This window comes from Neobacillus bataviensis, from assembly GCF_019969725.1.
Map to the genome: position 1 here is coordinate 826,131 of NZ_JAHXYW010000001.1, position 15,011 is coordinate 841,141.

Below are 15,011 nucleotides of genomic sequence, written 5' to 3' on the forward strand. Positions count from 1 at the left end.
TGTCACCTGTTTGTAGACAACCTTGTTTCAAATTCTATTGTTTCCTTAAAAACCAAATTTTGGTTTTAGATTACCTTGATATGGTTCATGTTCCACGAATATCGTAATGTCCTTACCATCTTTGTCTTTACCCGTTCTTTTATAGGTAAATTTCTTTTGATTAAGCTCTGTAAGTTCAAGAGCGGCACCATACTTCCTATCTCCAATTGAAACATGTGCTCTTATTTTATTTCCGTGGAGAACATCGAAGTAGCCATAATCACCGCGGCTTTCGCCTGTTTCCGCATTGAAAAACTCATATTTATTTGTCTTAGCATCAAATTTTGCCAGACTTATAAAATTTGAATTATACATTGTAACATCATTGCCTTTTTCATCTAAAACCTTTGTTCCGTGCCAAAGGGTGCTGCCTAAAATTTTATCTCCATCAACGTTTTTAACAATATCTCCTGTACTAGTGTTCAACTGCTTGTCTGGATCAGTAAAAGATAAATCTTTTTCTTTATAGGGAACATGTTCAACGAATACTTCTACATCGTTACCAACAGCATCTTTCCCCATTCTTTTATAAGTGAAAACATCTTTATTTAGTTTTACCATATCGACAACCGCTTGGTAATTCATTGATTCCGAAATTAATATTCTTTTCTTTCCATCATTTGTGATAAAGAACGTTCCTTTATCGCCGCGACTATTACCCGTTTTAGCATCAAAAAATTCATATCTTCCTGATTTCGCATCATATTTCGCAAGACCAATGAAGTTTGCATTTTCTTTTGTTAAGTTATTCCCATTTTTGTCGTATACTCTTGTACCTTGCCATTCTGTACTGCTAAGTATGTTGGCCATTTTCTGACCTTTAGTCAGTTTATGTTCTGATTGCTTTTGTACTGCTGTTATCTCTTTCTTTTGCTCACTAGCGTTAACTGGCGTACTTGTACTAATAGCTGCTATTGCTATTGTCACCCCGAGTAAAGATGAGATTAATTTTGCTTTATTGATCATTTTTTTCATCTCCTAATTATGACTTCGTCGACTTAAATTGATTGTACCTGACAGAACTTAACTCCCTATATAAATAATATTAACAAAGTCTTAACTTTTAAGTTTTAAACCTTAAGTCGTTGTTTATTTCCGTTTTCGCTGGTTTGATTTTTTTATTTTCATTAACTTTGTTGGCGGCTGCTTTCGAATCCATTTAACGAAGCGGTTTAGTTGCTTATCTTCGCGAAGCTCCTTTAGGGTTGACAAACGGGCAGCAATTTCCTCATTTGTATATAGTGCATGAATTTGTTTATGACATGGTATACACAGATTGGCAGTGTCCCCGAAGGTTCCTCCCATTTCTTTAGGAAGGAGATGGTGAATTGTAATTTCAACCTCACTTCGCCCGCATAACTCACATGTACCCACCTGACTACCTACTTTCAAAAATAATCTTTAAGACCAGTTGCAGTTAAAGGAAAAACCTACTTACCCGAAAGTAAGTAGGTTTTTCCTTTACTATTCACTGTCTTGGGTGGTATTAAAAAATTCTCTCTGATCTTTTTCGTCAGCTTTTACATTATTATTGGCCTTACCCATTTTTCCATCTGATTCATAACTTAAATTTTGCGGTGTTTTTATATTTTTTTCCATAATAATCTCCTTTCAAAACTAGTATGTTCTCCATCATTTTATTGTCTGATTACGGTTGAAAAATATACTCTATTATAAAATACTGTCGCCTCCTGTTTTTTAGTCCTAATGGGTTTAATGAACTGCTCTTATCGATCCTCATCTCTATTTTTTTGTGCTGACGGGCTTTATAAGCTGTTTCTGGGATATTTGAATATCAAATATCACTTAATAAATAAAAAAAAGCGCCAACCCCGATTAACCAAGGTTTAACGCTCCCCGCCTTTAACTGTATTAAAATCTCAGTCCATGACCAAGTTTATAGACATTCCCATCGCTATCCTTATAGGCATATTGAAGTCCTTCAGGCATGTATTGGTCCTTGTCGTAACCTGGTACATCGTTTCTTGATACACACTTACCATCTTCACCTACTGCAATCACTTCTTCACTCGCAGGCAATGTCAACGGTAATACCCCAACTGGACGGCTATTGCCAGCCATGACTTCATACTGTGCCTTATAGTAGGTATCGTATCCAGCGATCAATACATCTGCAAGAGGTTCAACATTTCCAAGAATCCACGGCAGAATGAGATTTACGCTTATAATCACTTTTCCTCCACGGATATGAATACTGTCCGCTACTTCCTTGAGATGATCCATTCCAGTCAAAGTCGTTTCTTGATACGTAGAACCGTCTAAAGCAGTTAAGGTTTTATCCTCGCATATTTCGAGTTCTAATAGTCCAGGTGTCGCGTTGAAATAAGCGCCGGATTTTGGACTTAAAAACAAAATAGCGGTGTCAGCTTCTTCATAGTTATCTGTTAAAGTAAACTGCCCGAGCTCTTGGCATTCTTTTCTTGCTTTTTCAGTGTACAAAGCTGCCCGCTCTGGTTCCTTGTGAAAAACTTCGATATAAACCCTCTTATTATCAAGCTTTTCAGCTGTTAATGGCAACGTCTGATTGTGATTTTTTAGAACAGTTACTGATTTTTTATGGGCTTCATAGGCAGCATCCCAGTTAGCCTGATCACTAACTACTTCAGCAGCATGTTCTGGTGAAACGTAGGTACGATCATCGAATAGACCTAAAGCAAACATTTCTGTAAGGAGTCGTACATTTGCTTCATTGATGCGTTTTTCACTAATCCAGCCGTTTTCGATTGCTTTTTTAAGATTTTCAACATCATTGGTATCTGAAACAAGATCTGTCCCGGCATTAATCGCTTTTGCAAAACGTTCTGCTTCGCTTAAGGTTTCAACGCCCCAGCTCATTTTATTTGTAACGCCACTGTCACTATTGATATAACCTTTAAACCCAAGCTTTCCTCTAAGGATATGATTTAAAAAATAATGATTAAATGTAAAGCCCACCTCTTCAAAAGGGATGTCTTCACCTTGGAATTCTTGAACTACACTTTTTTTGATGCTTGGAATGGAATAATATGGCATAAATGATGAAGTGCCATGGTCTGCCGCTGCCTGAAACGGAGGCAGGTGATACTTTTCTAAGCTTCCTGGCGTTGGGTATAGATTCCACTTTCCTTCTTCATAATGAGGATCAAATCCATTTTCCCTTGCTCCTCCGCCTGGAAAATGCTTGGTTGTCATCGCAATACTATGGTTTCCTAGTTCCTCGCCTTGGAATCCATCAATGAGACGGCCGATCGCATCCGAAATAAATTCCGGGTCTTCGCCAAACGTACCATAGATCCGTTGCCATCTTGGGTCTGTGACGGTATCAGCCATATACATATATCCCTTTCTAAGCCCTACCGCATCCCACTCATCATGGGCTATTTTGGCAAATTGGCTGATAAGGGAGGAATCCCCGCCATTTTTAATCTCCCCTTGTGCTGCAGCAGCAAGGCCTAGCGTTCCCGGCCAAGTTGAGAAAATCCCAGCTGCATCATTCATACCAAAGATAAATTCTGTATTTTCATTTCTTGAATTCGATGCGATTAAACAAGGTATACCAAGACGTGTTCCCTCACATACCTCATTCATGGTATTGACCCACTCTGCCATTTCGGCCGGGCTCCAATTATCGCGTAGAATGAAGTGCCGCAAATTCATGTTTTCAATGGTATGGGTTGTTCCCCATATTTTTGAAGCAGCAAAAATATTTTCACCCTTCTCCACAATACTTTCATCCAGCACGCCATCATGGCTTGTCTTGCTCTTATCCTTTTGAGAAAGGCCCATCTGACGGGTATTGATAAGCATCATGCCGACCTTTTCATCGATATTCATCAATGAGACTAGATTCTCCGCACGTTCTTTCGGGCTCAACCGCCAATCCTTATATGGATCCAGTTTTCCATTTCCGTTCAAATCTTTAAACTTTAATCCGTCAACTTCAATAATATTTTTGACTCTGACTTCTAGATCCGGCTGTTTATGTGTTTGTTCCATAATTAACGCCTCCTAAGCTTGATGCATATCCCTTAAGATTCATATTAGCGTTTTGATCACGGTTTCACACCCAAAATTGCTGACTTTTATATAAAATCGCCTACTGGTAATAAATATTTTTCTATTTATGTACCGCCTTGATAAAATCTGAAGCGGTCATTCCTTTTACCCCTTTAAATATTTTACAAAAATAGTTATAGCTGCTAAATCCCACTTGCAAGCCAATGTCAGTGATGGATAACCGCCCTTGTTCCATAAGAAAAACGGCCTCATTTATTCGCTTTTGATGAAGATAATCAATCAAACTAATATTCATTTCTTCTTTAAATTTCTGCGCGAGGTAGGATCGATTAAACCCAATTTCATCTGCTATCCTTTGCAAATTAATGGGTTCCTGAAAATTGAGATTGATATACATTAACGCTTTCCTTACCACTTTGCTGTGCCCTTTAACAGAAAAATTCTTAACCGCCTCACAATATTCATCTACCATATTGAAGCTCAGCTTATCTAATTCGGCCATTGTAACCGCTGCCTCAATCTTAAGGGCAAATTTTTCCGAAATCGCGTGTAAATACTGAGGTTCCACACCTCCTTTTGCAGCAGCCAACCGGTTCATCGTATTGCTTGAAAAGCTAAGATTCTTTTTCGCCCTCAAAGGATTCCCCGGAACTCTGTAGGAAAAATCACCTGTAAAATCTATCAAAGCTTTCATTGCATTTTCTTTATCTCCTAATTCGATAAAATGCAAAAATTTCTTCTCTGCCTCATACCTTAATTTAACTTCAAACCCATTCATATCATAATTCTGCGGCTGTACGTCTGGCTGATATTGCTCACTGCCTTTTTTCGTCGTAATGAATTGAGAAGCAACCCTTGGGTTAACTAATAAATTTACAATCAGCTCTCCGATTGCTAAGTAGGATTGTCCCAAATTGGGTAATGATTTATAAAATTTCTCAAATGGCTTTAACCAACTATTATCAAGATGATTTACCTTCAGGACATTCCAGATAAATTGGTCCGTTACCCGCTCATTCAAAAAAGGTCCTGCTAAAAATATCCCCTGAAATTGTCCTTCCACATGCAGGCCAACTGCCAAATACGAAAGTTGAAAAGAATCTGTATGAAAACAAAAACTATATTGATTTGACTCTTCTACCGCTTTTTGAACATCCACATACATTTTTTTTCGGCTTTCAATAAATATGTAGGGCTCACTATCATCTGATATGTGCACTATTGTTTGTAATTGAGGATCCACCACTTGTACATCTAGTTTAAAGGCATTTTTAATTAGCCAGCATTTACTTATTAGTTCATCCACTTTCATCATCCTTCAAATTCTTTCCTACCTCTTTATAATGTGAAAAAAAGCAAGGAAAATTTCTCCTTGCTTTTTCAATGACGAATAATTTTATGTGTCTACCCCATATGGCCTGATTTTTTTACTTTCGTTTGTAAGTATTTTTTATTGTACTCGGAGATATCCCCCCAAAGAGGAGTTCTTCCGGATACGGGCAGCCCTGCTGCTTTCAATGCTTTAAGTTTTTTGGGATTATTGGTAATGAGTGTTACCGGTTTTGTTCTTAACGCTTTAAGGACTTCGATGGCATCATCGTAATTCCTTGAATCATCCGCAAAACCAAGCTCCTCATTCGCCTCTACGGTATCGAAGCCATTTTCCTGTAGAATATAGGCTATTGCCTTACTAAATAAGCCAATCCCTCTGCCTTCATGGTTGGCTAAATAAAATAATGCCCCTGTTCCATGTTCAGTAATCATTTTCATTGATTGTTTAAGCTGATAGCCACAATCGCAGCGCTTGCTGCCAAAGATGTCTCCAGTATGGCAGATCGAGTGCATTCTAATTAATGCTTCCTCGTCATATTCAAAATCCCCGTAAACTAGCACACTTGATTGCTGATAATCCGCTAGATTAGCAGATGATAGTTGATTAATTACACGCTGAAAATCTTCCGTTGCATTTTCGCTCTTCAGCCAACTATACCATTTAAACTCGACTGTTTTCCCATATAAATTAACAGGCAGCTTGATTGGTCCAACCAGATAAATGGCTTCACTGCCTTTCTTTATCATTTTTATTTTATCTTCTAATAAAGAGAAAACATTTGAATTTAATTGTACTTGTTCCATTATGGTTTCCCCCGATTTCATATATTTATAGATTATAATACTAAACGACAAAATTATCTTGATACGTTCTCTCTTTCACAAACTGCTGCATCTGTAGTCGTTCGACTTCATCACGGCGAGTCAATTCAAACTGTTTTAATTGAGCAGCTCTTACATCCTGTTTATCCAGTACCTCTCTAAGGACATCTGCTAAAACATCCGCATCCATTAAGGCACAATTGATGCCAAAGGCTCCAGTTGGACTCATCGTATGGGCTGCGTCCCCCATAATGACCACTCCGTCCTTCACCCAAGTTTGACATTGACTGCTTTGAACCTTTAATAAAATAAAATCGTTCCAGGATTGAATTCGCAATCGCAGCGTTTCCGTTAACTCTGGAAAAGCCGCCATTACTCGCTCAATAAAGGGAGCGAAAGATTGTTTTTTCAAAGTTGGATACGAGTTCTCTTCAATATTCCAGCCAATTTGGATAAACCCGCCTGCCTGGGTAAATAATGCAAGCTGCTGTCCATCGATAAGGGCATTTTTAATGACCGGCTCCCAACCTTCAGGGCTTGGGATTTTTGCCCATAGCAGATCATACCCGTGTTTTATCGTTGTAAAGGAGAAATCTGCAAGTTTTCTTACAGACGAAAATCGCCCATCCGCACCCACAACAACCTTACTGCGAATGGTCATTTCTTCGTCGCCATTAATCGCTTTCAAACCGGCAACACTGCCAGCTTTATCAAACATTAATTCAGACACCTTTGTCCCCATCATCAATTTGTAATTGGTAAAGGATTCAGAAGCTGAAATCAATGCACTTAACAGATTCTTTTGCGGAACATGGATCCCAACATGCTTCTCTCCATCAGCTGGTGTGACGGTTTTGATTACCTCTCCGTTGTAGCTATATTCGATTCGGTCCATTAAAAGAAGTCCAGCTTGCTCGACTTGATGATAAAGACCATGTTTTTTTAAAATTCGTTCTCCGTCCTGGTTAAGATGTTCGCCCCTGAATTCCTTGTCTATTCCCTCATGACGTTCGAGAACAATCGTTGAAATACCTTTTTTCGCAAGCAAATATCCTAAAAGGGCGCCGCCGGGACCTGCACCAACAATGCAAACATCCGACTTCATATTCATGATTGAAAACCCCTTTTTTCATTATGTTAATGACATATTGATAAAATCAATTGGTTAGAGTAAAATGAAATTGGTTAGTTACTTTATGTAAGTAATTATATTTTTAAAACTTACTTATGTCAAATTAATTTGTTATGTATTGTAATTATACAATTAATAGTAATATACTAATAAAGGGTGATGAACAATGAATCAGTCTATCATTTGTCCTCGATTCGAAAAAGCGATGGGAATTTTGAGCCAACGGTGGACAGGTCTTGTCCTTTATCAGCTTTTATCAGGTCCGAAACGCTTCTGCGCATTAGAATCTTCTATGGGAATTAGTGGAAGAGTTCTCTCAGAGCGACTTAAGGATTTAGAAAATCTTGATATCGTTAAACGCGAAGTATTCCCGGAAACACCAGTACGAATTGAATATTCCTTAACCGAAAAAGGGAAAGCTTTACAGCCGATTATTAAAGAAATAGAAAAGTGGTCCCAAACCTGGCTGCCTATAGAATCAAATCAATAATAATAAAGGATGAATCTAAATAGGCTTGCGCCCTAAAGATTCATCCTTTCTTCATTCCAACGGTTTAAAACCTTATAGGTTTGCCGCTTTAAAGGTATCTCCACCTTCAATTGTTCCATTTTCAAATCCCTTATTAAACCAGCGTTTTCTCTGCTCTGAGGTTCCGTGGGTAAAGCTTTCAGGAACGACATATCCTTGTGCTTTCTTCTGAATATTATCGTCACCGACAGCCTTTGCCGCATTCAGTGCCTCTTCAAGGTCTCCTTTTTCAAGATAGCCTTTCCCTTCTGCATAGTGAGCCCAAACACCCGCCAAATAATCGGCTTGCAATTCAAACCGTACAGAGTACTCATTCGTTCGTTTCTCTGCTGCGGAAGGCTGGTCCCCCAAATGCAGGAGGGTTTGGACGTGGTGTCCTACCTCATGGGCGATTACGTACGCTATCGCAAAATCGCCGGGTGCCTGGAATTTTTGTTTTAGTTCTTCATAAAAACTTAAATCAATATAAAGTTTATGGTCAGCTGGACAATAAAACGGCCCAACTGCTGAACTGGCCGACCCGCAGGCCGACTGGACACTGCCCCTGTACAAAACAAGCTTAGGATTTTCGTATGTCAGCCCTCTCTTCTTAAATTCATCTGACCATACATCCTCTGTATCAGCCAGGACAACAGATACAAAGCCAGCTTGTTCCTTCTCTTGTGCTGATTCATCTTTTGAAACATTTAAATTTGAATTAGTATTAGATGGTGTGTTACTAATAATATCCCCAGGATTTCCTCCGAGCAGTGTAAAAAGGATGAGAATTATTACTCCGCCAATACCACCGCCAATCATGGTTTTGCCGCCAACACCCATACCCCTTCGATCTTCTACGTTCGTGCTTTGCCGTCTTCCCTTCCATATCATATTTTTACCTCCCTAAGCGTTGAGAATTAACTTTAACTATTTCCATTTTGTTATTCCCACATTAAAGAGAAATAAAAATGTTTATATTCTGGTAATTACCTTATTAAAATAAAAACCGCCTCCTAATTTTTTTAGGAAGCGGTTTTTTTTAAAGTATAGATAAACACAAAATAATTCCTTAGTTATCATGAACAATTGGCTGGTCAATCACATCAGTATCTACTGTGGTGGTTGAACTAGGTCCATTAAAATTTAGGATATTAACACCAGTATTTGAAGCTCCTGAACCATGTGTACTCTTCAAAGCATTTTTTGGGGAAACAAACACTGCCCCGCCAAATTGTACAACTCCACCCGACACTGTATCAATTTTAACCTGAATTGGAAAACCGGACATATTAGACCATCCTTTAAAGTTAAGTTCCTTAAATCAAAGTATGCCAGGTTCTACCATTTTGTTCATGCGTATAAATTAACACTTCCTAATCTTGATTCCCTCTTTTGGATTAGCTTGAGAATACTTTATGTTTATTTTTAGAAAGCAGCGGTCGGTTATTGTCCCAAAAGACATTGACAGGAAGCTCGAAGAAGTGAGTGAGATTTTCACTTGAAATCATTTCTTCTGTATTTCCCGCTGCATAAACCTTCCCTTCTTTCAATAATAGCGTTTTATTGAAAACAGGCAGGATTTCCTCCACATGATGAGTAACGTAGATAATGGTTGGAGCATCAGGCTGTGCCGCAATACTTTCGATCGATTCCAACAGCTGCTCTCGCGCAATAAAGTCCAATCCGTTTGTTGGCTCGTCCAGTATGAGCAAGGATGGATCAGCCATTAGGGCACGGGCAATGAGAACCCGCTGCCTTTCTCCTTGAGATAATGTTTGATAATTTCGGTTGGCATACGCGTCGCAGCCAAGCACCTCTATTAGAGAACCTGCCTTTTCTCTCATTTCATCTGTTGGGATTTCGTACAGTCCAATGGAAGCAAATGCTCCGCTTAGAACCACTTCAAAGGCATTATCTCCGGAATGGAATTTTTCTTGGAGGGAAGACGAAACAAACCCAATTTGCTTTCGAAGCTTCTCACCGAGGTAGGTTTTTCCGAATTCCATTCCAAGTACATTTATCCTCCCTGTTGTCGGGAAAAAGTACGCGTTAAGGAGATTTAAGATGGCTGTTTTACCGGAGCCATTTAATCCAAATAATACCCAATGGTCCCCCTTTTCAATTTGCCAGTTCACATTTTGCAATATCCACTTTCCATCCCGTTTTAACGAGACGTTATCTAGTTGTACAATCATCTTGTTTCTCCTTTCCTTTCCTTTCTTTTTATAATCCTATTATTCCACTAACTGAATTTTTTGAAAATAAAAAAATACAGGGGAATCACATTGGATTCACCCTATATTATTAAACAAGCACTTTTTTTAGTTTTTCCGTTAGGGATGGAATTACAGTTTTATAATCGGCAATAACGCCAATATTGGCCCGTTTAAAAATCGGCGCTTCTTCGTCTGTATTGATGGCAACAACGGTTTTCGCAGTTGTAATTCCTGCCAAATGCTGACTTGCCCCCGATATTCCTACTGCAATATACAGGTCCGGAGAGACAACGGCACCTGTCTGCCCTACCTGAAGGTTTGATGGAACCCATCCGGCATCGCAGGCAGCACGGGATGCTCCTATAGCACCACCTAGTAAGCTTGCAAGAGCTTCCAGTTCTTTAAAGCCCTCAGGTCCGCCGAGGCCACGGCCTCCGGAAACAATGATTCGGGCATCCTCTAGGCGAATGTCCGACAATGCCGCCTGAATTTTCACCACAAGCTTCGTAACGGCCATCTCTTCCGGAACTGTATAATCAATCGGAATGATTTCACCAATACGGCTCTCAACTGGGTTTCCCTCATCTTGGCTTTTTTGTCGAATCCCCAAAACAATTTTAGAACGAGTGGTCGAATACTCGCCGAAGGCTTTATCGCCATAGATTGGACGAATCCAGGTCAGTTTATCATCATTAATTTTATAATCGACTACCTCTGTTAGAGCAGATGCGCCCATACGTGTGGACAGTCTTCCTGCTAAATCCTTGCCGATTTTGTCAAAGGAAAGAATAAAAATGTCTGGTGTCGTTTGCTCAATTACTTCAAAAAGGCTATTTACGTACAATTCAACATCAAATTCGTCTAATAACGGGTTAGAAACGGTGTAAACGATGCTTGCCCCGCAGGCAATAGCATCCTTAGCAACCGAAGCTGCTACTGGCCCAAGCAGGACAGCGCGTACTTCTCCGCCAGTGGAACTAGCCAAGCGGGCACCAAATGCCAGTGCTTCACGGGCACCAGAGCTTAAGTTTTCACCCAAGTGATTGGCAAATACAAGAATTTTTGTCATGGGGAATACCTCCTAAAAAATCTTGAGCGCCAATAGCTTGTCAGCTAATTCGCCCGCAAGTTCCGCTCCATCATTTCCTGCCAAAAGCTCGCATGGAACTTCCTTGTTTAAAACGAACGCCCGCTCAAGCTTAACCCCTGGCAGACACCGCTCATCATCAAGTTCAAGGTCCTCTGACTCGAATAGGGTGATTGGTTTGGTTCTTGCCAGCCTGATATCTTTGACCTTCGGCAGCCTTGGCACGTTTGTCTCGGTGCTAATAATGGTAAATACAGCTGGAGATGGGACACTGACAACAGCATAGCCCCCCTCTGCTTCAACAGTGGCCTTTACATTTTCTGTTTCCACTTCAAGCTCGGAGACAAGCGTAACACAAGGAATGCCGAGTTCTTCAGCTATGACTGGCCCAACTAACCCTTCTTCGATGTCACTCGCTTGATATCCAGTTAATACAATCTGTGCTCCGCCCAAGGTTTTGATTGTTTGTGCCAGTATATGTCCTACTGCCTGTCCGTCAAGACTTTCCCATTCTGAATCCCAAACGCGTACCGTCGCATTGGCTGTAAATGCCAGTGCCCTTCGGAGGACACCCTCCGAAGATTCGTCTCCCAAACAGAGAGCTGTTACGGTAGCTCCCGGCGTTTTATCGCGCAGCTGGATAGCCAGCTCTAGTGCGTTTTCAGCAAAGGAGTCAAGTACCAGGTCAGTGTCGGCATTCTCTGGTCGATTCGTTTCCGGATCAATTTTAAAACACTTTGGGGTTATTTCCGGGTCTAAAACCTGTTTTAGACACACGACGATATGCATTTCTCAACTCACCTCACAATTTTGAAATTTAGCTATTCAGCTGAGTTCCACTTCCCCTTACGGCAAGACCCTGGTCATTTTTTGGATCTGGAGAAGGCTCTAAATGATATAATTCTCGTAATCTTGCAACTGCTTCTGCAGGTGGTTTGGCGTTGAAATACCCTTTGCGTGTCATGTAGACACCAGAATGTTTACTGAGGTCAACTAACGACTCGCACATCTTGATACCCGCTGCAAAGGAATCAATGACAGGAACGTCGCCAATCCGCGAGATTCCATGGGTTGCCAAGAATACGTTCATCGGCCCTTCTCCAGGTACAATCACATCGGCGCCTTGAGAAATGGCCGTCTCAGCCGCTGTTTTAAACGCAGCAATTACGTGTTCTGGATCATTAAATCCCGCTAATACAGCGTCAAAGCCTGCCTCAGTCTGGACAATTGGTCCCAATTTACTGCCAAGTCCGTAGCGGGCCGCATTTTGCCGGAGTTCATCAGCAAGTGGTCCTAGGAAATTTACTACCCCTATACAATCCCCAAGCATGGAGGCCATATGGAAAGACGCCTGACCATAGCCAACAACAGGGATATCAACCAGTGTCCGTGCTTCTAAAAGGCCTACATCTGGAATAGTTGCAATGAACATTGCGTCATATCCTGCTTTTTCTGCCATCAGTGCAGCTCTAATAAACTGCTCCCGGTGCAGGTTTTGCAAGTATGCATGAGTAATAAAAATTCCTGGATAATGGGTCGGATAGGTCTCTTCTGTCATTCCATGCAAAACGACTTCGACGTCCGGGCGGGCAATTCGGTTTACGTGATATACGATGGCATCGCGATATTGCGGAATTCTGTCAATCGTAGTGAGACTTTGATGCCAGATTTTCATAGGTGGGGCCTCCTTTTTTATGTTTTTTTAGAATTAATCTATCAAACTCGTATTTTTCTTTAAAAAATTGCTCTATTTTTATGGTTTGAAATTTTATCAGCGAATTTTAATGATTTTTTTATGATAGAGTCTATCAAACTGGTATTTTTCCTTCAAAAATTGCTCTAATTTTACGGATTAGAAATTTTATCGGCGAATTTTACCAGTTTATCGGCGAATTTTTGATTTTATCAGCGAATTCGACCACTTTATCGGCGAATCTTCAATTTTATCAGCGAATCTAACAAAGTAACCATTTTTAAGTCTTTTTAATTGTGAATTAACAAAAATATTTACCTGAACATGTAACTCAATTAACAATTGTTCTCACAACTGCTGCTTTCGAAGCCAACCGGCCGAATACCGCTGCCTTCCCTAACGAGCTGCCAGTCATATAACCAGCCCCATGGAATCCGCCTGTTACCTCTCCTGCCGCATACAATCCCGGAATCGGCTCGCCAAACGAATTTATGACCTGACCAGCTGGATTCACAGACACACCAGCGTAAGTTGCCAGCATCGCAACTGTCGATTCAAATGCATAAAACGGTGCCTGTTCAATCGGTGTGGGTTTGCCGTAATTATGTGTTAACGTTTTCCTGCCAAAATCAGGGTCTTCTCCGTTTTGTATTCCCTGATTGTACTTGGAAATAGTCTCTTCCAACACTTCCAGAGGCACATCAATGCAGTCAGCCAATTCCTCCAAAGTGTCAGCAACGTATAGAAGGCGGCGGCGGCGAAGCAATTCAAAATCGTAGAGCGGATCATCAAACACACTTTTATCCATTACGGTTTGGTCCCAAACCTGATAGGAGATGCCTTCAGGCTGCTCGAAGGCTGCCCTGCCCAAAAGCTTATAGGAAATAGATTCATTTACAAACCGCTTTCCAAGCTGATTGACCATGATCGCACCCTTGTAAAATGCCAATCCCTGAGACTTCACCGCTCCAGATGCCGTTGGGTGGAAACCATATGTTCCATTTAGATACGGCAAATCTTGAACCCATGCCCCATGCTCCCAAGCCATTCGAATGCCGTCTCCCTGATTCCCGGCCCCGCCAATTCTGAGAGCATCCTTTAATTGCGGTGCAAACTGGCCAAGAAATTCTTCACTTTTTGCAAAACCGCCAGATGCCAGGAGGATTCCACCTGCAGCTATAACGGTCTGTTTCACTCCATCAAATTCGTAAAGAACACGATCAATTCGGCCTTCAGCATTTTTCAAAAGTCTTTTCACCGGTGTATTAAAACGAATCGTCACATTTGGCAGCTTTTTGACCGTTCGATACAAAGATTGAATTGCCTGATGAGGATCAATAATGTGCCCGCGGGGAACACTGTGACCACTGACCGCTTCAAGGGCGCGAAACTCCACACCGTGCTCAACCAGCCATTTATAGGTTTCAAGCTGATGCTGGCCATAGGCTGCCACTAATGCTGGATCATTCACCCCGCCGCCTACCTCTATCATGTCCTCTAAAAGAGATTTAGTAGAGTCCGTAATGCCGGCATCCGCTTGCATATCGGTCTCGGCGAATGCCATGTAACCAGAGCTTAGAACGGTGCTGCCGCCAAGCTCCTCCAGTTTTTCGAGAAGAAGGACAGAGGCACCCAGTTCACCTGCCTCGACAGCTGCGCACATTCCTGCGAGTCCCCCGCCTAAAATAATCAAATCATAGGTTTCCATTGACACTCACGCCCTTTTACTCGAATGTTTTTAACAAATCTAAGGCCGCCTCGCATACCTGCATATCATGAGAATAATGTCCGCCGCTTACCCCAATACCGCCGATCAGCTCGTCATTGATTTTGATCGGATAGCCTCCTCCAAAAATAATCAATCGTGGAGTATGAACAATGCCATGCAGTAATGGTGCATCATCCTTAATTCTGTCGTACCATTCATGTGTCGCTCTGTTATATGTTGCCGCAGAGAAAGCTTTGTTTTGGGCAATTTCTAAGCTTAAAACAGGTGCACCATCCATCGCGGCAAAGGATTTTAAATTTCCAACCCGATCGACAATGGCAATACTAAATGGGATTCCGAGTTCTTTTCCTTTAACTAAAGCTGCTTCTAGCATTTTATTTGCCAATTCTAGACTAATATTTTTTGATTCAATCGCTGTAACGAACTTTTCCATCTT

Annotated in this window: 16 protein-coding genes; 1 reads left to right on the plus strand and 15 read right to left on the minus strand. The window is 41.0% G+C overall.

Annotated features, from left to right (window positions below):
• Positions 1 to 45 precede the first annotated feature (45 nt).
• The 7 genes from LC455_RS04010 to LC455_RS04035 all read right to left on the minus strand — a co-directional run bounded on the left by LC455_RS04010 (position 46) and on the right by LC455_RS04035 (position 7,321).
• On the minus strand, positions 46 to 1,005 hold the full coding sequence (locus LC455_RS04010; RefSeq protein ID WP_223588370.1) for a DUF4822 domain-containing protein: 960 nt from the start codon (positions 1,003 to 1,005) through the stop codon (positions 46 to 48).
• Between the two features lie 123 nt (positions 1,006 to 1,128).
• Positions 1,129 to 1,413, minus strand: a complete 285-nt coding sequence (locus LC455_RS04015; protein ID WP_317851400.1) for an HNH endonuclease — start codon at positions 1,411 to 1,413, stop codon at positions 1,129 to 1,131.
• A gap of 90 nt (positions 1,414 to 1,503) precedes the next feature.
• Positions 1,504 to 1,638, minus strand: a complete 135-nt coding sequence (locus tag LC455_RS31285; RefSeq protein WP_263297661.1) for a hypothetical protein — start codon at positions 1,636 to 1,638, stop codon at positions 1,504 to 1,506.
• Positions 1,639 to 1,911: 273 nt separating this feature from the next.
• Complete coding sequence (locus tag LC455_RS04020; RefSeq protein WP_223588373.1) at positions 1,912 to 4,035, minus strand: glycoside hydrolase family 3 protein; 2,124 nt, start codon at positions 4,033 to 4,035, stop codon at positions 1,912 to 1,914.
• 121 nt (positions 4,036 to 4,156) lie between these two features.
• Positions 4,157 to 5,362: a helix-turn-helix transcriptional regulator gene (locus tag LC455_RS31650; RefSeq protein WP_223588374.1), complete on the minus strand. Its 1,206-nt coding sequence runs from the start codon at positions 5,360 to 5,362 to the stop codon at positions 4,157 to 4,159.
• Positions 5,363 to 5,460: 98 nt separating this feature from the next.
• Positions 5,461 to 6,192 carry a GTP cyclohydrolase II gene (locus LC455_RS04030; RefSeq protein WP_223588376.1) on the minus strand — a complete coding sequence of 244 codons (732 nt, stop codon included), beginning with the start codon at positions 6,190 to 6,192 and terminating at the stop codon, positions 5,461 to 5,463.
• Positions 6,193 to 6,232: 40 nt separating this feature from the next.
• Complete coding sequence (locus LC455_RS04035; protein ID WP_223588377.1) at positions 6,233 to 7,321, minus strand: FAD-dependent monooxygenase; 1,089 nt, start codon at positions 7,319 to 7,321, stop codon at positions 6,233 to 6,235.
• A gap of 187 nt (positions 7,322 to 7,508) precedes the next feature.
• On the opposite strand from LC455_RS04035, the gene LC455_RS04040 reads away from it, so the two are divergent.
• Positions 7,509 to 7,832, plus strand: coding sequence for a winged helix-turn-helix transcriptional regulator (locus LC455_RS04040; protein WP_223588378.1), 324 nt, complete (start codon positions 7,509 to 7,511; stop codon positions 7,830 to 7,832).
• A 72-nt stretch (positions 7,833 to 7,904) separates the two neighbouring features.
• Here the strand turns inward: LC455_RS04040 and ypfJ are convergent, their stop codons facing one another.
• The 8 genes from ypfJ to LC455_RS04080 form a co-directional block, all read right to left on the minus strand.
• Positions 7,905 to 8,741, minus strand: a complete 837-nt coding sequence (ypfJ, locus tag LC455_RS04045) for a KPN_02809 family neutral zinc metallopeptidase (protein WP_223588380.1) — start codon at positions 8,739 to 8,741, stop codon at positions 7,905 to 7,907.
• Between the two features lie 178 nt (positions 8,742 to 8,919).
• Entirely contained in the window at positions 8,920 to 9,138 is a 219-nt protein-coding gene (locus LC455_RS04050; RefSeq protein ID WP_223588381.1) for a spore germination protein, read from the minus strand.
• Between the two features lie 109 nt (positions 9,139 to 9,247).
• Entirely contained in the window at positions 9,248 to 10,045 is a 798-nt protein-coding gene (locus LC455_RS04055; RefSeq protein ID WP_223588382.1) for an ABC transporter ATP-binding protein, read from the minus strand.
• 109 nt (positions 10,046 to 10,154) lie between these two features.
• A complete protein-coding gene (locus tag LC455_RS04060) occupies positions 10,155 to 11,135 on the minus strand; it encodes an electron transfer flavoprotein subunit alpha/FixB family protein (RefSeq protein WP_223588384.1) in 981 nt (326 codons plus the stop codon).
• A gap of 12 nt (positions 11,136 to 11,147) precedes the next feature.
• Complete coding sequence (locus LC455_RS04065; RefSeq protein ID WP_223588385.1) at positions 11,148 to 11,942, minus strand: electron transfer flavoprotein subunit beta/FixA family protein; 795 nt, start codon at positions 11,940 to 11,942, stop codon at positions 11,148 to 11,150.
• 28 nt (positions 11,943 to 11,970) lie between these two features.
• Positions 11,971 to 12,828 (minus strand): aspartate/glutamate racemase family protein, encoded by an 858-nt coding sequence (locus LC455_RS04070; protein WP_223588386.1) that lies wholly within the window; start codon positions 12,826 to 12,828, stop codon positions 11,971 to 11,973.
• A 349-nt stretch (positions 12,829 to 13,177) separates the two neighbouring features.
• Positions 13,178 to 14,554 (minus strand): FAD-dependent oxidoreductase, encoded by a 1,377-nt coding sequence (locus tag LC455_RS04075; protein ID WP_223588388.1) that lies wholly within the window; start codon positions 14,552 to 14,554, stop codon positions 13,178 to 13,180.
• Positions 14,555 to 14,570: 16 nt separating this feature from the next.
• On the minus strand, positions 14,571 to 15,008 hold the full coding sequence (locus LC455_RS04080; RefSeq protein WP_223588389.1) for a GlcG/HbpS family heme-binding protein: 438 nt from the start codon (positions 15,006 to 15,008) through the stop codon (positions 14,571 to 14,573).
• Between the last annotated feature and the right edge of the window lie 3 nt (positions 15,009 to 15,011).

Coding starts and splice junctions, on each gene's coding strand:
- LC455_RS04040 (WP_223588378.1), top strand. CDS start 7,509: ATGAATCAGTCTATCATTTGTCCTCGATTCGAAAAAGCGATGGGAATT.
- LC455_RS04055 (WP_223588382.1), bottom strand. CDS start 10,045: ATGATTGTACAACTAGATAACGTCTCGTTAAAACGGGATGGAAAGTGG.
- LC455_RS31285 (WP_263297661.1), bottom strand. CDS start 1,638: ATGGAAAAAAATATAAAAACACCGCAAAATTTAAGTTATGAATCAGAT.
- LC455_RS04020 (WP_223588373.1), bottom strand. CDS start 4,035: ATGGAACAAACACATAAACAGCCGGATCTAGAAGTCAGAGTCAAAAAT.
- LC455_RS04075 (WP_223588388.1), bottom strand. CDS start 14,554: ATGGAAACCTATGATTTGATTATTTTAGGCGGGGGACTCGCAGGAATG.
- LC455_RS04065 (WP_223588385.1), bottom strand. CDS start 11,942: ATGCATATCGTCGTGTGTCTAAAACAGGTTTTAGACCCGGAAATAACC.
- LC455_RS04010 (WP_223588370.1), bottom strand. CDS start 1,005: ATGATCAATAAAGCAAAATTAATCTCATCTTTACTCGGGGTGACAATA.
- LC455_RS04050 (WP_223588381.1), bottom strand. CDS start 9,138: ATGTCCGGTTTTCCAATTCAGGTTAAAATTGATACAGTGTCGGGTGGA.
- LC455_RS04035 (WP_223588377.1), bottom strand. CDS start 7,321: ATGAATATGAAGTCGGATGTTTGCATTGTTGGTGCAGGTCCCGGCGGC.
- LC455_RS04070 (WP_223588386.1), bottom strand. CDS start 12,828: ATGAAAATCTGGCATCAAAGTCTCACTACGATTGACAGAATTCCGCAA.
- LC455_RS04060 (WP_223588384.1), bottom strand. CDS start 11,135: ATGACAAAAATTCTTGTATTTGCCAATCACTTGGGTGAAAACTTAAGC.
- LC455_RS04080 (WP_223588389.1), bottom strand. CDS start 15,008: ATGGAAAAGTTCGTTACAGCGATTGAATCAAAAAATATTAGTCTAGAA.
- ypfJ (WP_223588380.1), bottom strand. CDS start 8,741: ATGATATGGAAGGGAAGACGGCAAAGCACGAACGTAGAAGATCGAAGG.
- LC455_RS04030 (WP_223588376.1), bottom strand. CDS start 6,192: ATGGAACAAGTACAATTAAATTCAAATGTTTTCTCTTTATTAGAAGAT.